Consider the following 19,487-nt stretch of genomic DNA (forward strand, 5'->3'; position numbering starts at 1 on the left):
AGTCAATTAACGAGCAATATCCAATTGATTGTCTTTGACACCATTAATTCGAAACCACCCTGCAATACTAAAACGTTCTGCATTGGTTGGCAGAACTTCATGAGGGAAGCGTTCAGACAAAAACACAAATAAGCGCCCACCTTTTGGCGGTATCGTCGCGATATGGTTGTCATCTAAATCATAAACCACCAGCTCTCCAGCATCTTGAGCTGACCACTCTTCGTTCATATAAAATACGGTTGTTAAGCGGCGGTTTTCATTGCCTTGAAAGCAATCGAGATGTTTTTGGTAAAAGTCGCCACGTTCATACTTAGCAAAGTGTGCTTCGTACTCAAAAAGTCCAAGATAAAAATGGCGATTGGCTTCTAAGCGAATCTGTTCCATTTTTTCGAGAAACAATTCAACTGGCTGACCCATATCAGGCTTTAACCACTGAATTTTGTCACTGCGAATTGACTCTTCGCGCTGAGTCTCATCATTACGGCCAATCCTAGCCTTTTTCCAGTTCTCTGGAATGCAATCCCTTAGCTGTGCCACTTCTTCGGCTGATAAGAAGTCATCCCAAATGTAGTAACCTTGGGTTGAAAGAGCATCTATTAATTGGTTCATGTTCTCGCACTCTGGCGTAAAAAGGGGCGCACTATATAAGCCGAGAACCTAACCATCTCAAACAGAGTTTTTTACCGTTAAGATAAATTACCTGCGGTAAAGCCCGTTATATCCAACTCTATGGGCTCACCCAACCAATAGACATAACGAGTATGGTCAAGATAGTCATCACCAGTGACGGCATGAACTAAAATCGTATGACCGTTACGATTTGCTTCCAACCAAGGGATCAACGATTCAAATTGCTGATTGGTGAAATCAATCTCAAAACTCCATTTTGTGTGGGGGCCAACTCGCTTTTGGTTGAAACGTCCGACGTAAAGATCAAACTGCTGAGAAACACGCTGGTAGAAATCTGCGGCAAACTCACCACTCTGTTTATCAAAGTAAAAATGAGCGTGATAGTTTTGGTGGATATTTACTGGAAAGGTCATTTTATCTCGCTATTAATGAGAAGATTAGCGGTCGAGTTTAGCAGCTTGTCGAAACGAACTCAGTTAGGCTTACATAACTTACATTTGTGTGACCTAACTCTACGAACTGCCTCTATATTCTATAAACCCAAAGATATTTTTGCTGATCTCGCGCCATTTCATGGTATGTATTCCCTGATAAGAAAGTCATTTGAGAGGAATAAATGGCAACAATAAACGATGTGTGTCGAGCAGCTGGGGTATCAAAGGCAACAGTATCGCGAGTGATAAATGGAACGGGCCAGGTAAAACAAAGTACCCGTGAAAAAGTCGAAGCGGTAATGGCACAACTCAACTATCGCCCTAGCTCACTTGCTCAAGCGCTTGCGAGTCAAAGTGCTAACAGTATTGGGCTAGTGATTTCCGACTTTACCGGTGGTTATTTCGGCAGCCTTTTAAAGCAGGCATCCGTTAGCGCAGAACAAATGGGCAAGCAACTCCTGTTTGCTGATGGGCACAATAATGCCGAAGATGAACTGAGCGCAGTCCATTCTTTGGTGGAAAAAAAGTGCGACATCATCATTTTATACAGTCGCAAACTCTCCTGTGAGCAAATTGTCGCGTTAAGTCGCTCTATCACGATTCCCATCGTGACAGTTGGGCGTCTAGTGCCACAAGAAGCGGGATTTTCCATCTCTTTTGACCAAGCTAACGCAGTCAAAAAAGCGGGGGGACATCTTATTGAACTCGGACATAAGCAACTCTCCTACATCGGCCCCAAACCAAGTACTCCTACTGCGACACTTCGCCTGCAAGGCTTTCATCAGTTAGTCGAGCAATACGCTCATCAAGGAGTCACGGGTAAAGTTTGCTTGTCACCGTTCGGTTTTATGGAAAGTTATCAAGCAACCAAAGCCTACCTTGAAAGTGGCGATTGTTTTGGCACTGCGATTGTCGCTGCAGCCGACGACATTGCAATTGGCTGTATTAAGGCATTGCGCGAACAAGGCATCAAAGTTCCGCAAGATATCTCTGTCGTTAGCATCGACAACGACCCTTGCTCTCCTTTTGTCGAGCCACCGCTGACCACTATTGATATCCCAATTAAATCAATTACCGAGCGCGCAATGGAAGTCGCTAAGCAATTGATTGAAAAAGGTATAACACCAAAACCTGAAGTGTACTCCGGTGACCTAATCATCCGAGAATCTGCTATCAAACACCTTCCGTAACCCTACTCGCCATTAAGTCTTTGTGCTTAGTGGCAAACTAACATGGACTGTTTCCCCTCCTTTTTTACCCTGAACAAAATTTGATCAACCTTACACAAATTCGCGGTGTATCTGCTTTTTGTGTGAAGTAAGACGCATGAGTGTAACCGGTTTCTGAAACCGGTTTCTTTACTAACTATATTAATAGTCAATTAATCAACACTCGCTAATCAAGGAGCAGCAAAATGAAGATCTTTCTTTGTTGTGCAGCAGGAATGTCTACCAGCATGCTGGTAACCAAAATGGAGCAAGCCGCTCAAGCACAAAACATTAAATGCGAAATTTCCGCCCACTCGGTCGCGGAATTTGAAGATTGCATTACCGTGTGTGACGTTTGTTTGGTAGCACCACAAGTGAAATTTAAATTCGAGGATTTCAAACGTGAAGCCGCAGCATTAGGAAAAGCCTGTGGACTCATCGACATGATGAACTATGGAATGCTCAAAGGGGATGCGGTACTGGCTCAAGCAATCGAGCTATACAACGCACGATAACTAAGGACTGGGGGTAAACATGTCACTTTTTGATAAAATTATGGGCTTCGTCGAAAACGTCGTCGCGCCCGCAGCAGGCAAAGTCTCTGCTCAGAAACACGTCATTGCGGTCAAAGATGGTTTTGTCGCAACCATGCCATTCTTGATCGTTGGTTCATTGTTGCTTGTGCTGGCGTTCCCACCATCAGATTCAGGATTCTTCTTTGAAGGTTGGCACGGCTTAATCAATGCGATTGGTCAAGATAACATTATGGCTCCGTTCCAAGTCAGCATGGGTATCTTTGCCATTTATGCGTCGTTTGGTATTGGCTTTAGCTTAGCTGAATCTTACAAGCTAAGACCAATGAACACCGGCATGCTTTCTATGTTTGCCTTCATTCTTTCTGCGGCCCCTATGGTGAGTGTTGATATCGGTGGCGTGCTACCAGGCGCATTCCTTGGCGGCGCTGGTGCATTCACTGCAATCTTATGTGGTCTGCTTGTTCCTGAAATGCAACGTTTGCTGATTAAGTACAACATCCGCATTAAGATGCCTGAAGCAGTGCCACCAAAGATCTCAGCCTCTTTCGACCTATTGATCCCTATCGTATTCATCTCAATCATCATCATGACGATCAATACGTTACTTGCTTCCCACGATTTGCAAATTCCATCTGCAATCATGGAGCTATTTAAACCTCTAGTTGTGGCATCCGACTCTTATATTGCTGCCCTACTCGCGGTTATGTTGATTCAATTACTCTGGTTTAGTGGTATTCACGGCGGTTCAGTCGTGGGTGGCATCATCGCTCCTATGTTGCTAGTCAACCTAGATTTAAACCAAGCCGCACTTGAGGCAGGTCAAGCACTACCCGCTATCTTTATCAACCCACTGGTCGACTTCTTTGTCTTCGTTGGTGGTGCAGGTGGTACATTTGGTCTCGTACTTCTAATGATGCGCTCGAAAGCCACTCAGCTTAATACCATTGGTAAAATGTCGTTTGTTCCGGGCATGTTCAACATCAACGAGCCGGTTATTTTCGGTACACCAATCGTGATGAACCCGATCTACTTTATCCCTTGGGTTGTCGCACCTTTCATCAACACCAGCATCGTCTGGATGGCATTCAAAACCGACCTTGTTGCAAGAATCATTGCGTTGCCACCATGGACAATGCCAGCCCCTATCGGTGCGGTCATCGCGACCAATTCAATTACCGCCGCTTTCCTTGTGTTAAGTAGCTTGGCTGTCAGCATGGTCGTGTTCTACCCATTCTTGAAAGTTCATGAGAAGCAACTCCTTGCCGAAGAAGCTGCAATGGAAGCTGCAACCCAATCTCAAGCATCTGCAAACGAGGAGCAATTAAATGCCGTGCGCAACTAGTCAAGAATTGGAAATCACTGAAGAGTTTCTCATGAGCTTACTCTGTTACGTTGGCGCAGCGCGCTCGGCATTTATTGCCGCAATGCGCGCCGCACGAGCGGGCGACTTTGAGCAAGCCCAAGCCAACGTCAAAGAAGGCGACCAAGCTCTGAAAGATGTTCATAAATCGCAAACGGAACTGATTGGCTACGACGAAGGCGCAGGAAAAGTCCAAATGACGCTGATCCTAACGCACATTCAAGACCACATCATGACAACGATGCTGTGCCGTGAAGTGACAGAAGAAATCATTGCTATTCATAAAGAACTAAAGGAAATCAAATCGTGAAAAAGCGTATATTCGATTACTACGCGGAAGAGTTTCGCTTAGCCAATCGCGAGCAGATTGTTGATGCAATTCGCCATTCTGAAGGGCGTACCCTGATGGTAGAAAATGTCGTATCACTGATGCCGCCAATCGATATGGTCACTGGACCTGAAATTGCGGCAGCCTTTGGCGCAGATATGATCACGCTTAACTGTTTGGATGTTTTTGACCCTCGAATTCGAGTGCTGTCTGATGACCCAGAAGAACACCTGACGATAGAAGAAGTGAAAAAGCTCACTGGTCGTTTAATCGGTTGTAACTTGGAGCCGATTCCCGAAGGTGTCGATCATCTCGCCATTGGCAGAACAGTGACGGAAGCGACCGTCAAACGCGCGGTTGAAATTGGTCTCGATTACGTGATGTTAACGGGTAACCCAGGCAATTGTGTTTCGCAAGAAACCATCTTAAATGCCATCACCTTGGTTCGCAGCATCGCACCTGAAATGCTCATTGTCGCAGGTAAAATGCATGCCGGCGGTGTTGGCAACGACTATAACCTTGATATCGTGCCAGCCTTTGCTGAGGCGGGTGCTGACATCATGATGTTCCCAGCAGCGTACACCACGCCAGGTGTTAGCCCTGAGCTATCACAGCAAATGATGGCAGCAGTACACAAAACGAATATGTTGGGCATGCTTGCCATTGGCACCTCACAAGAGGGCGCGACGGAAAGCTACATCGAACAAGTCGCCATTACAGCGAAAGCGGCTGGTGCGGATATCGTGCATATTGGTGATGGTGGTTACAGCGGTATTGCGCCACCAGAAAACATTTTGCGACTAGGGTTGACCCTACGTGGACGACGTCACCAGTTCAAACGTATGGCAAACCGTCGATAGTCGACAACATCGAGGCTGGAAACTCTTCCAGCCTTACTTATTTCGTGCCCATGTTCTACTCGCCGACCCAATTGTTCGAAATCGGCAAACAAGTAACTTGGGCATGGAGCTGTGTCCTCCTTATAGAAGCTGTATTTAGCTTTGCCCCTCGCCTAGCTTGGGGCTTTTTTTACTTCAGGAGTTAAATCATCCCCCGTTCCACGGCATACTTCGCCAACTCGGCAGTGCTACTTAGTTCCAGCTTATGCTTAATATTCTGCCGATGTGTTTCAACCGTGCGGTAGCTAATGTTTAATTGCGAGGCAATTTTCTTACTACTGTAGCCTTGAGCGACCAACTTCAATACGGACTCTTCCCGTCGACTCAAAGGATTAGGCTTGTCTGACGCCAGCATCTCACCTTGCGAAAACAGCGTTTGAGTTACCGACTCACAAAAGTAAGTCGACCCCTGCTCTACTGTTTTGATCGCTTGCACCATTTTTTCTGCCGAGATCTCTTTGAGCATGTAACCCACCGCTCCTGACTGCATCACCTTCATAATATATTCGCGATTATCATGCATCGTCAGCATCAGCACTTTCACATTTGGGCAGGCTTCTTTGATGATCCGCGTTGCATCGATGCCATTCATCAGTGGCATGCTCACATCCATGAGCACCACATCAGGTTGCAATGACTTCACCACTTCAACGGCTTCGACGCCATTACTCGCGGTGCCAATCACTTGAAAGTCTTTCTCTAGACTCAAACGGGCAATAAAACCATCAAGCACCACTTGATGATCATCGACAATAACCACTTTGATCGGTTTATCCATAAACTAATTCATCCAACTCAAGTAACACGGTTATCTCCGTACCAAAACCCGGCTCGCTTTCCAGTTCAAAATCTCCGCCAATAAACTCGACACGCTCACGCATATTGCGAAGTCCAATCCCTGTATTGCGCATAGCCGCCCCTACATCAAATCCGACACCATCATCACGAATAATCAGTTGTAAGCGATTACCGAGTTGCTGCAAAATCACGTTGACCTCATTCGCTTGTGAATGTTTTTCTATGTTGGTCAATGATTCTTGAGCCACACGATAAAGGGTGGTCGCTACCTCTGATTTTAGCTTACCTTTCTTGGTGTCGAATGCCGCTTCGATATTCAAACCTGAATGAGCGCGAAAATCCTGTAACAGCGTATTCAATGCTGCTTCAAGTCCAATATCATCTAACGCGCTCGGACGCAGTTTGTGCGAAATATGGCGCACCTCATTAATCGCCATCATTAACGATTGCTGCGAATGTGCCAAATGTTGACGCTGCGCTTCATCTTCGAGCTTGTTTCCCAGCAACTCGAGATGGCATTTACTTGAAACCAGCAGTTGATTGATACCGTCATGCAGTTCACGGGCAAGATGCTTTTTCTCATCTTCTTGAAACATAACGGTTTTATGCGCTAGCTCTTTTAAACTTCGGTCAGCAATACGGTGCTCATGTAAGTTGACTGCCAACGTCACCACCACAATGACAGCCACCGTCACCACCACGATCACAATCATCGAAAAAAACGTTGTTTCGATGTTTTTATCTACCGCACTTTTGAGGTTAGCCACTTCCTCACCCACATCTTCAATATACAGCCCCGTTCCAACCATCCACTCCCATTTATCGAGCCAAGCGGCATAGCTCAGTTTGGTCACCGTTTCGCCTGTTGACGGTTTCTGCCATAAGTATTGATGAAATCCACCACCTCGCTGTGCTTGTTCAAGTAAAGCAACAATGAGAAAGTCACCATTATTGTCTTGGATATCGATTAAGTTCCGCCCTTGTAACTCAGGCATAATCGGATGGACTAAATTGGTACCTTTATGATCGTAAACGAAAAAGTAACCATCAGTCCCATATCTTAGTTTCTCGATAATCGCTTTAACTTGTGCTTTCGCTATCCCCTCTGCCAACGATGTATCATCGTAGACGTGCTTGATAGCATCTAAGGCAAGGTCGACACTGTCTTTCAGTGCCGTCTCTTTGGACTTGATAAGACTAGAGCGAAAGATCTCCACCTCTTTATCTCGAAGTGTTTGCGCTTGATAAACGGATATCCAACTCAAACTGATAGTAACCAATAATAATGGCAGTAAACTCAGCAGTATGAGCTTCGCTTTTAGAGGCATTCCCTTTCCCCTATGCAACAAAAAAATTTGGCGGCTTAGTAACCTAAGCCGCCTAACTGTATCATTTACATCAGTTTAACAAAAATCACAGGATCACATTACTCAATAATGCCGAGCTTCATTCCTCAATCAGGATAGACACTGTCCCCATCGATTGGTGGAGATTTAATAAACACCGCCTTCCAGTTGCAAGCGCCGCGGTTGACCAAGTAATGATTTTCACCCGGCTCACAAACCAACACATCACCAGCAGCAAGCACGTTTAACTCATCATTCACATACATATGAATTTCGCCTTCCAAGGTATAAAAAGTTTCCGATGCCAAAGCATGGTGATGCTTTTTAAACTCTTGGTCTGGCTTGAGCACAACCACGCCCATATCGTACTCCTGAGTGCGCACTAAGTACTTCGGACCATGGTCTTCAAAACGATAGCTATGATTATTTTCATTTATTTTACGCATACCTTCCCCTTAAAGCCCCGTCGCTTTCCAAAGTGGTGTGGTTAAACCGTCATCAACTAAATGCAATTGCTCTTTGTAAATGCTTATCCATTTGTCTTTCAGTTCTTGATACGTTTGCTTGTGCTCTTCTGTTGGGAAATAACTGGTTTCCCATTCCACCAACTCCTCACCTGCTGATGCGAGATCGCGATAGACTCCGGCTCCCACACCTGCGGCAATCGCACAGCCTAATGCCGTGGCTTCTTTTACTACTGGAACGCGAACTTCCAGCCCTGTTACATCAGAGAGAATTTGGCTCCACAACTTGCCTTTAGAGGCACCACCAGCAAAGACAATGTAGTCAGGATTTGCTTTGGAGAAATCAAAGACTTGTTCAAGGTTGCAAGAAGAGACGATCGACGCATTCTCCTCCAATGAGCGGAACAAGGTTGATTTATTGCATTTTTCAGGGTCAATCGACAGGTTGATAAATGAAGGCGCAGCGTGGTACCACGTTTTAAAATGCATCGCATCAGAGAAGATCGGCATCACGCCATACGAGCCACACGGCACTTGGCTTGCCATCTCTTCCAGTAAGGTATACACATCTTTACCCAAGCGTTCGGCAACCAGCTTTTCTTCTCCACAGAACGCATCTCTAAACCAGCGCATGGTGAGACCAGTAAAGAAACTGATCGACTCTGCCTGAGCCATACCCGGAATCACATGTGGATTGATGCGAATATTGATATCTGGGTCAGTCATTGCTGTCGGTAGATTGACCACTTGCTGCCAGAATGTCCCGCCTAATATCGCAGTTTGATGAGGGCGCACCACACCTAAACCTAAACAGCCGAGTTGAACGTCGCCGCCCCCCATGGCAAACGGCGTGCCGATGCGCAAACCCGTTTCTTTCGCGGCTTGTTCTGTGACCACGCCGAGCACGCTGCCCGTCTCTAATACAGGAGGTAAAATATTGGGGTTTAGACCGGCTTGTTGCAGAATTTCGGGTTGCCATTGACGGGAAGTCAGTGCGAGCATCCCTGTGGTTCCTGCATTGGAAGGATCCACCGCGATTTTTCCACACAGTTTGTAGCCGACCCAATCACTGATCATGCTAACAGAAGCGATATTGAGGTAGATGTCGGGAGAATGCTGCTTCAACCAAAGCAAACGAGCCAGCGCCCCTAGCGCCAATGTTTGACCTGTTTGATGATAAACACGCTCTTCAAACTCGTTGTCCAACAGCGTTTTTAGGTAGGCAACTTGTTCGCCCGCGCGAGCATCAACATTGGCACAAGCCCAAATAGGTTGATCGTTTTTATCGTAAACAACGATACCTTCTCGCATCGAGCAACTGGATACACCAATGATTGAATCAGCACTTATATTGGCCTGTTCTATCGCTTGGCGAATACACTTACAAACCAGTTCCCAGTTATTGCTCAGGTCAAAATCCATCGACCCTTCAGCCCCCGCAACCGAGCGATGAGTCCATTCATGTTGACCAACTGCTATTTGCTCTCCTTCAAGGTTAAAAATCACAGCACGAACCGAACCTGTGCCAGCATCAATCGCCATCAAGTACTGATGGTCACTCCTGTTTTCCTGCATAGCATCCTCATTCTAATTTACCTGTAAGTTCTAGAATTTTTCTTGCTGCTGCCTCATTTGTAACCAACACATTGATATACTGCCCTTTCAGTGCTGCCAAAATGGCCTCAGCTTTCACAGTACCACCAGCGACACCAATCACTAGCGGAATGTCTCTCAATCGTTCAGGACGGATGGCGATAAGCTCTTCATGCAATTTAACACCGTCAAGCACTTCGCCATTTTGGTCAAAAAAGTAACCTAGGATGTCACCTTGCGCCCCTCTGCGTTGCAATACTTTTTGTTCTCCAAGGGAGATATAACCCGTTTGATGCATGGTGGCTTTTTCTACTTGCGCGATAGAACCTAGAGAAATGACGGCAACATCTGCTGAACAAGAGGCCATCAACACATCGTTCACGCTTGCCTCTTGATAGAGCACATCGGCAACCTTTTTCGACGACACTCGCAGTGGTGCAGGCACCAAACTCACATCACAACTGGCATCTAAGTGGGAAATCCCTTTCATGTAGGTGCCGACACCACCCGCCAATGAGACCACTGGCACTTGATTAGTTTGCAAAAACGAACCTAGGTTTTTCAGCGTCGCCATAATGGTTTCACCAAAACCAATCGCCAAATAGTCGTTCGGTTTTACTTTGCTCACGACCATACTCGCGGCGCCCACACTGACACGGTGGTTAATATCCACACCAGTCGGATCGGTATCGGGAATCACTCTTACATCGTTTAAAGAAAATTGCTGTTTGAGCTTTTGTTCCAAATCTAAACAACCTTCATAACGAGAATGAATACGCACATGAATTAAACCTTGCTGGCGACCTTTCTCAAGCAATCGAGAAACCTTCAACCTTGGCATACCCAGCAAGTTACCAATTTCGGCTTGAGTTAAATTGTCGTTGTAATAGAACCAAGCGATTCTCGCCAATAGCTCTTCTTCGCTCATCATCTCTAAGGGCTCCAGCATGACACGTACCTACCTTTGAAAATAAAAATTTATAAAAATCATTTGTTCATTAACTTAGCAGATGGATTATAAATTTTTCTAGTCTCTATGAATATCACTAACTGTTTTTCAAAGTTGGAAATCGTACGCAGAATTAGACCGTACCAAACCTAGCGAAATATATAATTAACCATAAATTAAAGGATATTTGTGATCAAAATAGGGTTTTAAAACTAATCACAAAACTATTAACATTTTGTGATCAATGGTCAAGATTTATACGATTTGCGAGTCTATGATTTAGAACAATTGAATTTTCAAATTACAAATGTTCAATTCCGCGTAGTGTTTGGAGGCAAAATGGATGTTTCTAGCAGTACCACACCAAACTCTGTAGAAGAGTTAGTCCGAGTTCAGGGTGTGTCTAAGCAATTCTCTGGCGTCGAAGTGCTTAAGGATATCGACTTCCTATTAACCGAAGGGCAAATTCACGCTCTGCTCGGTGGCAATGGCGCAGGCAAATCAACACTAATGAAAATTATCGCGGGTTTACTTCAACCTGACGGTGGCGAGATCACGATTCGTGGAGAGAAGATCACGCATTTCTCCCCAACAGGCGCACATAAACTGGGCATCTATTTAGTACCGCAAGAGCCTTTGCTGTTCCCTAATCTCACTGTGCGCGAAAACATTCTATTCCAATTACCCAAATCGCCCGATATAGAAGAGAAACTCACAAACACTCTACAAGCCTTGAACTGCAATTTGGATCTCAATAGCCAAGCGAGCACATTGGAGGTCGCGGATCAGCAAATCGTTGAGATTATGCGAGGCCTCATCAGAGACTCAAAAATTCTTATCCTTGACGAGCCCACTGCGTCACTGACGCCAAAAGAGACACAACATCTCTTTACCCAAATGCGCAACTTAAAAGCGTCTGGTGTTGGGCTGGTATTTATCTCTCATAAAATCCCAGAGATATTTGAAATCTCGGATGATGTCACTGTCATGCGAGACGGTTGCATTGCCTTAAGTCAGCCAATTAGCCAGGTCAACTCTGATCAAGTCATCGCAGCTATCGCGCCGCAATGCAAAATCGATAAACACAAACAAGCAGAAAAGAGCAACTACGACTTCCAGTTATCAACTCAATTTAACAAAGGCGACGTGGTTTTATCGGTTCACAACCTCACGGGTGAAGGATTCAAAAACATCCAGCTGGACGTAAAAGCAGGACAAATTCTTGGACTTGCAGGCGTAGTCGGTGCGGGACGTACCGAGTTGGCTGAAACCATATGCGGCGTTCGCACTCCCTATGGCGGCAATGTCGAATTCTCCGGGCAAGATATCGCTTCCCTATCATTTTCAGAACGTTTGCAACTGGGCATCGTTTACCTTCCGGAAGACCGACAAGCATCTGGTTTGTTCTTAGATGCGCCATTAAGTTGGAATGTCCGTTCGATGATGCACAATCGATTTGGTTTTTGGATGCATAGCCCACAAGAGTTAAGCCGCCTTGATAGCTACATCGACGCAATGTCAATCCGCACAACGGAACGTGACCAACCTGCACGAACCCTTTCAGGCGGAAATCAGCAAAAAGTGCTGATTGCAAAATGCTTAGAAGCCGATCCGAAACTGTTGATCATTGATGAACCCACTCGTGGGGTAGACGTTTCTGCTCGTTATGACATCTATCAAATCATTCGCTACATCGCAGCAAAAAACGTTGCCGTAGTGGTGATTTCGTCGGACTTAGATGAGATTGAGTTGTTGTCTGACCGCGTGTTTGTTCTCCATCACGGTGAGCAAAGCGGGCAATTGATCGGGGAGCAAATTTCGGTCGACAACATTATGAAAATTGCGTTTAGCGCAAATGAGGAGGCTCAACATGCTTAATTTTATTAAGAACAACCGTGAGTCGACTGTCCTTATCGCAATCCTAATTCTGTTTCTGGCGATTAGCTTTGCCGACAGCAGTTATTTTCATATTCAAACCTTAACCATGGTGTTCTCAAGCGCGCAGGTGATGATCCTGTTGGCCATTGGTTCTTCCATGGTGATGCTCACTCGTAACATTGATGTTTCGATTGGCTCGACAATGGGCTTATCCGCTGTCGCGGTCGCCACCGCGCTCAATGCTGGTTTCCCCTTACCCATTGCAGCATTAATGGCACTCTGTGTTGGCGCTGCGTGCGGTTGCCTTAACGGCGTACTGGTTGCAATCGCCAAAATACCTGCGATTGTCGCGACCTTGGGCACCTTAGGTTTGTTCCGTGGCCTAATGCTTTTATGGACTGGCGGTAAATGGATTGAGGGCTTACCCAATTCAATTAAAGCTCTGTCGTCCTCAAGCATCTTGGGCATCTCTTACTTTGGCTGGTTTATCGTCGTTATCACGCTGGCTTTCGCCTATATGCTCACCAAAACCCAATTTGGCCGTAACTTTTATGCGGTTGGTGACAACTTACAGGGTGCACGTCAACTCGGCGTAAGTGTCGATAAAACACGCATCATCGCCTTCACTCTCAATGGCACGATGGCAGCCATGGCAGGGATCGTCTTTACCTCACAAATCGGTTTTGTACCAAACACCACGGGTAATGGTTTAGAAATGAAGGCAATCGCGGCTTGTGTACTGGGCGGCATTAGCTTGCTAGGTGGCGTGGGCACTGTCATCGGCGCGGTACTGGGCGCGTTCTTCTTAACCCAAATAGACAGCGTATTGGTGTTGCTGCGTCTACCTGCGTGGTGGAACGACTTTATTGCCGGATTGGTACTGCTTTCTGTACTGGTGTTTGACGGTCGCTTGCGCGTTTCGATTGAAAAAGCAATTAAAGCTCAACGATATGCACGATTTAGGCAACCCGCGAGTGAAGATAAACCAAGCGAAAAACGTAGCAATATCCCATCTGATGTCGACGGGGAGCATTCACTATGAAACTGAAGCAATTTGCCAACTGGGAAGGCGCTCTGGCGGCGCTGATTGTGGCTGAAATCTTAATATTTGGTGCCATCAACCCAAGCATGTTGAGTTTGAACGTGCTGCTCTACAGTACTAGCGACTTTATTTACATCGGTATTGTTGCACTGCCACTGACGCTGGTTATCGTCAGCGGTGGTATGGATATCTCGCTCGGTTCCACCATTGGTCTAAGCGCCATCGCGATGGGAGTACTGTTCAAGCTCGGCTTACCCATTGAACTTTGTATGGTGTTAACCATATTACTGGGTGCCACGTGCGGTTTGATTAATGCGCTCTTGATTCTCTACACCGGCGTTAACCCGTTGGTCATCACCCTCGGCACCATGTACCTCTATGGCGGCAGCGCATTGCTACTGTCAGGGATGTCAGGGGCAACAGGCTATGAGGGCATTGGCGGCTTCCCGACTTCATTTACCGATATCGCCAATGGCATGGTACTTGGTTTGCCTTTCCCACTGTTCCTCTTTGTGGTTGCCATCGGGCTACTCGCACTGGTGCTGCATAAATCGAAAATTGGTCGCAACCTGTTCCTAATTGGGCAAAACGATCGCGTGGCGAAGTACAGCGGTATTCCCGTGGCATCTACTTTATGTTTTGCCTACAGCATGGTTGGCATATGCGCCGCTATATCAGGAATCTTGCTGGTCTCCTATTTTGGCTCAGCGCGCTCCGATTTAGGTATCTCATTCTTAATGCCTGCCATTACCGCCGTCGTGCTTGGCGGGGCCAACATCTATGGTGGTGCTGGCTCAATTCTCGGCACAGCACTCGCTGCACTATTAGTTGGCTATATGCAGCAAGGTCTGCAAATGGTTGGAGTGCCAAACCAAATATCCAGCGCCTTATCAGGCGGTCTATTGATTATTGTTGTGGTGGTACGTTCGATTGTCAGCCATCGCGACATCCTAGTTGATAAGTGGCAGAAATTAACTGCCGCCTATCCCATTACCAAAGAAGCAAAGTAACAACTAAACCCTACATTGAAACAAAATCCTGCGGAGGATGTATGAAAAGGTCAATGAAAACATTAGCGTTAGCAGTTTCTATGGGCATTGCGATGACCTCTGTCGCTCAGGCTGAAGAGAAAATTGCCTTTATTCCGAAACTGACCGGCGTTGGTTTCTTCACAAGTGGTGGTCAAGGTGCCGTTGAAGCAGGTAAAGAGCTTGGCGTAGACGTAACGTACGACGGTCCAACCGAGCCAAGTGTGCCAAACCAAGTTCAGTTGATTAACAACTTTGTGAACCGTGGCTACGATGCCATTGTTGTTTCAGCCGTCTCTCCTGATGGTCTTTGTCCTTCGTTAAAACGCGCCATGCAGCGCGGAGTGAAAGTACTGACTTGGGACTCAGATACCAAGCCTGAGTGTCGCAGTATCTACATCAGCCAAGGTACACCAGATCAACTAGGCGGTATGTTAATCGATATGGCTGCTGACCAAATTCCAAAAGAGAAAGCGCAAGTCGCCTTCTTCTACTCAAGCCCAACCGTCACCGACCAAAACCAATGGGTTGCCGCTGCAAAAGCGAAGATCGAAAAAGAGTATCCGGGATGGGAAGTGGTGACGACACAGTTTGGTTATAACGACGCGACAAAATCTCTCCAAACCGCTGAAAACATTCTTAAAGCCTACCCTGAGTTAGACGCGATCATTGCTCCAGATGCCAACGCGCTACCTGCAGCAGCTCAAGCGGCAGAGAACCTAAAAGTAACTGATGTGGCGATTGTTGGCTTTAGTACACCAAATGTTATGCGCCCTTACGTCAAGCGCGGCACAGTGAAACAGTTTGGTCTTTGGGACGTGGTCAACCAAGGCAAGATCTCGGTACACGTTGCAAATCATCTATTGAAAAACGGCGATATGAGTGTCGGCGACACCTTGGATATTCCAAATGTTGGTCCGGTTAAAGTATCGAAAAACGCGGTTCAGAAATACGACTACGAAGCCGCTGGTAACGGTATCGTTGTTATGCCAGAGCGTACGGTGTTTACCGCGGAAAATATTGACAACTTTGATTTTTAACTTAGCAATCGAGCCAGCTAATTGGCTGGCTCCCCCTATTTCAAGGAGTAAGGTAAATGGCAGATTTAGACGATATTAAAGACGGTAAAGATTTTGGTTTAGACCGTCCTCAAGCAAACCCTACGTTTGATCTAAAAGGTTGTGGCTCGCTTGACTGGGGTATGCAATCTCGTCTTTCACAGATTTTTAATCCTAAGACCGGCAAAACCGTCATGCTGGCGTTTGACCATGGCTATTTCCAAGGTGCAACCACCGGATTAGAGCGCATTGACTTAAACATCAAGCCTTTGTTCGAACACACTGATGTATTGATGGCAACCCGTGGTGCCGTTCGCTCTATGGTTCCTGCAAATACCAACAAACCGGTCGTTCTGCGCTGCTCGGGGGCAAACTCAATATTAACTGAACTGGAAAATGAAGCGATAGCGGTTGGTATTGAAGATGCAATTCGTTTGAATGTATCAGCCATGGCAGCCCAAGTTTATATTGGATCTAAGTTTGAGCATCAATCGATTAAGAACATCATCAAACTGATTGATGATGGTACCCGCTACGGCATCCCGACTCTTGCGGTAACTGGTGTCGGTAAAGAGATGGCACGTGATCAACGTTACTTCTCACTAGCCACGCGTATCGCTGCGGAAATTGGCTCCCATTTCGTCAAAACCTACTTTGTTGAGTCTGGCTTTGAAAAAGTGGCGGCTGGCTGTCCTGTGCCTATCGTCATCGCTGGTGGTAAAAAACTGCCTGAGCTTGAAGCACTGGATATGTGTTACCGCGCGATCGACCAAGGCGCTGCGGGTGTCGATATGGGACGTAACATCTTCCAGTCAGAAGACCCAGTAGCCATGATTAAAGCGGTACGAGAAGTGGTGCACAACAACATGTCTGCACAACATGCTCACGAGCTATTCCTGTCACTAAAAAACAGCTAGGAGAGTGATATGCACGTTACCTTAGTCGAGATTAACGTCAAACCTGAGATGATTGAGCGCTTTATTGATGTGTTTTTACCCAATCATTTAGGCTCAATTAAGGAAGAAGGCAACATTCGCTTTGATGTCTTACAAGATGCAGAAGTACCAACACGCTTTGTGATTTATGAGGCCTATCAAGATGAAGCCGCTATGCTGGCGCATAAGAAAACACCTCACTACTTAAAGTGTGTTGAAGATCTTGAGGATATTATGACGGGCAACCGCTCTAAAACACTTTATAACGGCGTAATGCTGGACTACTAGAGGTCATTATGAATAGTAGAAATTGGTTACAAGGCAATGGTGTTCGTCGTTTGAGCGTTGGTGTTACCGCCGCAGATTGGCGCAATATTACTGACTCTTTGGCCGCCCTCGACCCAAAGAGCGAATGGTTACATCTGGATGTCATGGATGGCCAATTTTGCCCCAAGTTGACGTGCGGCGCCTGGCTCATTGATGCATTGCCTAAAGGTTTTATTATTGATGCACATGTGATGACCTATTCTGCGCTAGCTCAAGCCATGCAGTTAGCCAAAAATGGCGCTCACATTGTAACACTTCAGTATGAAGCCTTGGAAAATGCCGTCGATGCTTTGCTCGCCCTCGAACCCTATCGAGTTAGCTATCAAGGCAACGATTTTCCACTGATGCGAGGTATCAGTTTATGTCCAGAGACCGATTTGGACGTGATAAACGCGTTGCTACCTCATATCGAAATGGTGCAGTTATTGTCTTTAGATCCTCGTAGTGGGGAAAAAATGGAACAAGAGGCGTTTGCCGCCCGACTAAAAGAACTCATTCAACGAGTTAAGGATAGCGATCATTCCCCGATGATCAGCGTTGATGGTTCAATGTCATTATCGTTGGCAGAAGCCTCTGTCGAGCTTGGCGCGAATATCATTGTTTCCGGCAGTGCGTTGTTTAAAGACGAGCAATTGAGTACCAACTTAGAAACATGGAAAAAGCATTTATATCGCTAAATCTGCGTGATAAATGCCATCGCCTCGCGCACTATCGCTGGTTAGCCAATTTCTCGTGATGGCGTAGCAGGTAGGAAAAAAGCGGTTTACTGAGTAAACCGCTTTTCTTTTATCCCATCCACTTTCGATAACTACATTCCGTAGAACTCTGGGAAAACCAATATCGTCGCCAGCACGGCTATCTGTATGGCGATAAATGGCATCACACCACGATAAATATCTCGCGTGGTTACTCCGGTTGGCGCAACCCCTTTTAAGTAAAACAAACTAAAGCCAAAAGGCGGGGTTAAAAACGATGTTTGCAGGTTCATAGCGACCAGTATCGCGAACCAAGTCATGTTGATTCCAAGCAGTTCTGCCACGGGTGCCAGAATCGGTACGATGATAAAACAGATTTCCACAAAGTCGATGAAAAAGCCCAGCACCAGAATAACCAACATGGTGATGACCAAAAAGCCCCATTTTTCACCAGGGATCTGCAACATCCATTGTTCAACGAGATGATCGCCGCCAGTGTATGTAAATGCCATGGAGAACGCTGTAGCGCCAAGCAAGATGGCAAATACCATCGCGGTAACTTTCACCGTCTCTTTCGCTGCATCATAAACCATGCCCCAGCTAAATTGTCGGTAGAGCAGTGCCAACACAATTGCACCAGCTCCACCAAGAGCGGCAGATTCTGTTGGTGTAGCAACACCGGCAAAAATAGAGCCAAGCACCACCACAATCAGAGCCAAAGGCGGAATCACAGCCTTAAGTGCCGATATCACCTCTTGCTTGCGACTGACACTGTCATCACGTTCTATCGCTTGCGCCGCTTCAGGGTTCATTTTGGCGTAAATTAAGATGTAAACAACATATGCCCCTACCAATACCAAACCCGGCCAAATTGCGGCTTGGAACAAGTCCCCTACCGGTACACCCAACACATCGCCGAGCAAGATAAGAACAATGGATGGTGGGATTATTTGCCCAAGCGTACCAGAGGCACAGATAGTGCCGCAGGCTAAGCCTTTGTCATAATTGTACTTCAGCATCACTGGCAATGAGATAAGCCCCATCGCGACAACAGAAGCACCAACGACACCCGTCGATGCTGCGAGTAACGCTCCCACCAATACAGTGGAAATCGCAATACCTCCGCGCACACCGCCAAACAGTTTGCCCATCGATTCAAGCAGTTGCTCTGCAAGGCGAGTTTTTTGCAAAACCAACCCCATAAAGACAAACAATGGCACCGCCATCAATACGGTGTTTTCCATGATTGATTGGATGCGATACGGCATAAAGGCAAACATGTCGAAACCTTCAGCCCACACACCAAATATTAGTGCGATACCACCAAAGGTAAACGCAACAGGAAACCCTAGAAGCAACGCAAACAGGGCAACAAAAAACATTACAATACCGACCATTTTCTGCCTCCTACTTGCTAGCGCTGGTGTGCATTAGATGCGGATTAAAAATACGATTAAGAGAGTGAAGCACGAGACCAACACCACTGATCGCCATAAACAAGAATGAGAGTGGGATCATGCCTTTGATGATCCAGCGATAAGGTAAGCCACCGGGATCGCCCGACATTTCATTTAACGCGAAGCTCTCTTTGGCAAAATCAATTCCGTACCACGCCACCAGCAGACAGAAAGGAAAGAGGAAAAACAGTGTCCCTAGTAGGTCAATAATGGCTTGCGCTTTGTTTGACAAGCGCTCATAGAAAAGGTCGACTCGAACATGCCCGCCAGCTTTAATCGCATATGGGACACCAAGCAAAAAGACCGCTGAAAACAGATGCCACTCCATCTCTTGGAAGGCAATAGAGACATCGTTAAACACGTAACGCATCACAACGTCGTACACGACGTTACACAGTAACAGAATAAATAATATGCTGGATAACCAACCTAGCATATCCCCGAAGCGATTGAACAATCGCTCGATATAAATAAGACTTCTCATCCCTAACTCCATGGAACTTAAAAAAGTGCTCCACGCAG

General features: G+C 46.3%; 21 protein-coding genes. 12 read left to right on the plus strand and 9 right to left on the minus strand.

The features are described 5' to 3' along the window. Positions 1–6: 6 nt before the first annotated feature. Together GZK95_RS08170 and GZK95_RS08175 are read right to left on the minus strand one after the other, a co-directional pair. Complete coding sequence (locus GZK95_RS08170; RefSeq protein ID WP_075707594.1) at positions 7–609, minus strand: 2OG-Fe(II) oxygenase; 603 nt, start codon at positions 607–609, stop codon at positions 7–9. 77 nt (positions 610–686) lie between these two features. Next, positions 687–1,043: a DOPA 4,5-dioxygenase family protein gene (locus GZK95_RS08175; RefSeq protein WP_075715620.1), complete on the minus strand. Its 357-nt coding sequence runs from the start codon at positions 1,041–1,043 to the stop codon at positions 687–689. Between the two features lie 203 nt (positions 1,044–1,246). Between GZK95_RS08175 and GZK95_RS08180 the strand changes: the two genes are divergently transcribed. The 5 genes from GZK95_RS08180 to GZK95_RS08200 all read left to right on the plus strand — a co-directional run bounded on the left by GZK95_RS08180 (position 1,247) and on the right by GZK95_RS08200 (position 5,356). Beyond that, positions 1,247–2,254 (plus strand): LacI family DNA-binding transcriptional regulator, encoded by a 1,008-nt coding sequence (locus GZK95_RS08180; protein ID WP_075715619.1) that lies wholly within the window; start codon positions 1,247–1,249, stop codon positions 2,252–2,254. A 224-nt stretch (positions 2,255–2,478) separates the two neighbouring features. Beyond that, entirely contained in the window at positions 2,479–2,787 is a 309-nt protein-coding gene (locus tag GZK95_RS08185; protein ID WP_075707600.1) for a PTS sugar transporter subunit IIB, read from the plus strand. Positions 2,788–2,806: 19 nt separating this feature from the next. Next, on the plus strand, positions 2,807–4,150 hold the full coding sequence (locus GZK95_RS08190; RefSeq protein WP_075715618.1) for a PTS sugar transporter subunit IIC: 1,344 nt from the start codon (positions 2,807–2,809) through the stop codon (positions 4,148–4,150). Continuing rightward, on the plus strand, positions 4,134–4,478 hold the full coding sequence (locus GZK95_RS08195; RefSeq protein ID WP_075707604.1) for a PTS lactose/cellobiose transporter subunit IIA: 345 nt from the start codon (positions 4,134–4,136) through the stop codon (positions 4,476–4,478). The genes GZK95_RS08190 and GZK95_RS08195 overlap by 17 nt, the downstream gene beginning before the upstream one ends. Next, positions 4,475–5,356, plus strand: coding sequence for a DUF7916 family protein (locus GZK95_RS08200; RefSeq protein ID WP_075707605.1), 882 nt, complete (start codon positions 4,475–4,477; stop codon positions 5,354–5,356). Before GZK95_RS08195 ends, GZK95_RS08200 begins: the two co-directional genes overlap by 4 nt. A gap of 181 nt (positions 5,357–5,537) precedes the next feature. Here GZK95_RS08200 and GZK95_RS08205 read toward each other — a convergent pair whose 3' ends face one another. The 5 genes from GZK95_RS08205 to GZK95_RS08225 form a co-directional block, all read right to left on the minus strand. Continuing rightward, the gene (locus GZK95_RS08205; protein WP_075715617.1) at positions 5,538–6,173 is read right to left on the minus strand and encodes a response regulator transcription factor; all 636 of its coding nucleotides are present in this window, start codon (positions 6,171–6,173) and stop codon (positions 5,538–5,540) included. After that, a complete protein-coding gene (locus tag GZK95_RS08210) occupies positions 6,166–7,521 on the minus strand; it encodes a cache domain-containing protein (RefSeq protein ID WP_075715616.1) in 1,356 nt (451 codons plus the stop codon). Before GZK95_RS08210 ends, GZK95_RS08205 begins: the two co-directional genes overlap by 8 nt. Before the next feature lie 125 nt (positions 7,522–7,646). Beyond that, entirely contained in the window at positions 7,647–7,985 is a 339-nt protein-coding gene (locus GZK95_RS08215; RefSeq protein ID WP_075707611.1) for a cupin domain-containing protein, read from the minus strand. A gap of 9 nt (positions 7,986–7,994) precedes the next feature. After that, entirely contained in the window at positions 7,995–9,578 is a 1,584-nt protein-coding gene (gene lsrK / locus GZK95_RS08220; RefSeq protein ID WP_075715615.1) for an autoinducer-2 kinase, read from the minus strand. A 7-nt stretch (positions 9,579–9,585) separates the two neighbouring features. Then, entirely contained in the window at positions 9,586–10,545 is a 960-nt protein-coding gene (locus GZK95_RS08225; RefSeq protein ID WP_197740164.1) for a sugar-binding domain-containing protein, read from the minus strand. Between the two features lie 339 nt (positions 10,546–10,884). Between GZK95_RS08225 and lsrA the strand changes: the two genes are divergently transcribed. From lsrA to GZK95_RS08260, 7 genes are read left to right on the plus strand one after another with little or no spacing between them, the layout of a single operon-like run. Continuing rightward, positions 10,885–12,423, plus strand: coding sequence for an autoinducer 2 ABC transporter ATP-binding protein LsrA (gene lsrA, locus GZK95_RS08230; RefSeq protein WP_075715614.1), 1,539 nt, complete (start codon positions 10,885–10,887; stop codon positions 12,421–12,423). Then, positions 12,416–13,465 carry an autoinducer 2 ABC transporter permease LsrC gene (lsrC, locus tag GZK95_RS08235; RefSeq protein WP_075715613.1) on the plus strand — a complete coding sequence of 350 codons (1,050 nt, stop codon included), beginning with the start codon at positions 12,416–12,418 and terminating at the stop codon, positions 13,463–13,465. The genes lsrA and lsrC overlap by 8 nt, the downstream gene beginning before the upstream one ends. After that, complete coding sequence (gene lsrD / locus GZK95_RS08240; RefSeq protein WP_075715612.1) at positions 13,462–14,475, plus strand: autoinducer 2 ABC transporter permease LsrD; 1,014 nt, start codon at positions 13,462–13,464, stop codon at positions 14,473–14,475. Before lsrC ends, lsrD begins: the two co-directional genes overlap by 4 nt. Before the next feature lie 53 nt (positions 14,476–14,528). Continuing rightward, the gene (gene lsrB, locus GZK95_RS08245; RefSeq protein ID WP_197740165.1) at positions 14,529–15,533 is read left to right on the plus strand and encodes an autoinducer 2 ABC transporter substrate-binding protein LsrB; all 1,005 of its coding nucleotides are present in this window, start codon (positions 14,529–14,531) and stop codon (positions 15,531–15,533) included. 56 nt (positions 15,534–15,589) lie between these two features. After that, on the plus strand, positions 15,590–16,468 hold the full coding sequence (gene lsrF, locus GZK95_RS08250; RefSeq protein WP_075707625.1) for a 3-hydroxy-5-phosphonooxypentane-2,4-dione thiolase: 879 nt from the start codon (positions 15,590–15,592) through the stop codon (positions 16,466–16,468). 9 nt (positions 16,469–16,477) lie between these two features. After that, on the plus strand, positions 16,478–16,774 hold the full coding sequence (lsrG, locus tag GZK95_RS08255; RefSeq protein ID WP_075707627.1) for a (4S)-4-hydroxy-5-phosphonooxypentane-2,3-dione isomerase: 297 nt from the start codon (positions 16,478–16,480) through the stop codon (positions 16,772–16,774). Between the two features lie 8 nt (positions 16,775–16,782). Then, positions 16,783–17,490 carry a beta/alpha barrel domain-containing protein gene (locus tag GZK95_RS08260; RefSeq protein ID WP_075715611.1) on the plus strand — a complete coding sequence of 236 codons (708 nt, stop codon included), beginning with the start codon at positions 16,783–16,785 and terminating at the stop codon, positions 17,488–17,490. Positions 17,491–17,621: 131 nt separating this feature from the next. On the opposite strand, the gene GZK95_RS08265 is transcribed toward GZK95_RS08260, so the two are convergent. Further along, positions 17,622–18,905, minus strand: coding sequence for a TRAP transporter large permease (locus GZK95_RS08265; RefSeq protein ID WP_075715610.1), 1,284 nt, complete (start codon positions 18,903–18,905; stop codon positions 17,622–17,624). A 10-nt stretch (positions 18,906–18,915) separates the two neighbouring features. Beyond that, on the minus strand, positions 18,916–19,449 hold the full coding sequence (locus GZK95_RS08270) for a TRAP transporter small permease subunit (protein ID WP_075707633.1): 534 nt from the start codon (positions 19,447–19,449) through the stop codon (positions 18,916–18,918). Positions 19,450–19,487 lie beyond the last annotated feature (38 nt).

It is taken from the genome of Vibrio panuliri, from assembly GCF_009938205.1.
GTDB lineage: Bacteria > Pseudomonadota > Gammaproteobacteria > Enterobacterales > Vibrionaceae > Vibrio > Vibrio panuliri.

Coding starts and splice junctions, on each gene's coding strand:
- GZK95_RS08170 (WP_075707594.1), bottom strand. CDS start 609: ATGAACCAATTAATAGATGCTCTTTCAACCCAAGGTTACTACATTTGG.
- GZK95_RS08175 (WP_075715620.1), bottom strand. CDS start 1,043: ATGACCTTTCCAGTAAATATCCACCAAAACTATCACGCTCATTTTTAC.
- GZK95_RS08180 (WP_075715619.1), top strand. CDS start 1,247: ATGGCAACAATAAACGATGTGTGTCGAGCAGCTGGGGTATCAAAGGCA.
- GZK95_RS08185 (WP_075707600.1), top strand. CDS start 2,479: ATGAAGATCTTTCTTTGTTGTGCAGCAGGAATGTCTACCAGCATGCTG.
- GZK95_RS08190 (WP_075715618.1), top strand. CDS start 2,807: ATGTCACTTTTTGATAAAATTATGGGCTTCGTCGAAAACGTCGTCGCG.
- GZK95_RS08195 (WP_075707604.1), top strand. CDS start 4,134: ATGCCGTGCGCAACTAGTCAAGAATTGGAAATCACTGAAGAGTTTCTC.
- GZK95_RS08205 (WP_075715617.1), bottom strand. CDS start 6,173: ATGGATAAACCGATCAAAGTGGTTATTGTCGATGATCATCAAGTGGTG.
- GZK95_RS08210 (WP_075715616.1), bottom strand. CDS start 7,521: ATGCCTCTAAAAGCGAAGCTCATACTGCTGAGTTTACTGCCATTATTA.
- GZK95_RS08215 (WP_075707611.1), bottom strand. CDS start 7,985: ATGCGTAAAATAAATGAAAATAATCATAGCTATCGTTTTGAAGACCAT.
- lsrK (WP_075715615.1), bottom strand. CDS start 9,578: ATGCAGGAAAACAGGAGTGACCATCAGTACTTGATGGCGATTGATGCT.
- GZK95_RS08225 (WP_197740164.1), bottom strand. CDS start 10,545: ATGCTGGAGCCCTTAGAGATGATGAGCGAAGAAGAGCTATTGGCGAGA.
- lsrA (WP_075715614.1), top strand. CDS start 10,885: ATGGATGTTTCTAGCAGTACCACACCAAACTCTGTAGAAGAGTTAGTC.
- lsrC (WP_075715613.1), top strand. CDS start 12,416: ATGCTTAATTTTATTAAGAACAACCGTGAGTCGACTGTCCTTATCGCA.
- lsrD (WP_075715612.1), top strand. CDS start 13,462: ATGAAACTGAAGCAATTTGCCAACTGGGAAGGCGCTCTGGCGGCGCTG.
- lsrB (WP_197740165.1), top strand. CDS start 14,529: ATGAAAACATTAGCGTTAGCAGTTTCTATGGGCATTGCGATGACCTCT.
- lsrF (WP_075707625.1), top strand. CDS start 15,590: ATGGCAGATTTAGACGATATTAAAGACGGTAAAGATTTTGGTTTAGAC.
- lsrG (WP_075707627.1), top strand. CDS start 16,478: ATGCACGTTACCTTAGTCGAGATTAACGTCAAACCTGAGATGATTGAG.
- GZK95_RS08260 (WP_075715611.1), top strand. CDS start 16,783: ATGAATAGTAGAAATTGGTTACAAGGCAATGGTGTTCGTCGTTTGAGC.
- GZK95_RS08265 (WP_075715610.1), bottom strand. CDS start 18,905: ATGGTCGGTATTGTAATGTTTTTTGTTGCCCTGTTTGCGTTGCTTCTA.
- GZK95_RS08270 (WP_075707633.1), bottom strand. CDS start 19,449: ATGAGAAGTCTTATTTATATCGAGCGATTGTTCAATCGCTTCGGGGAT.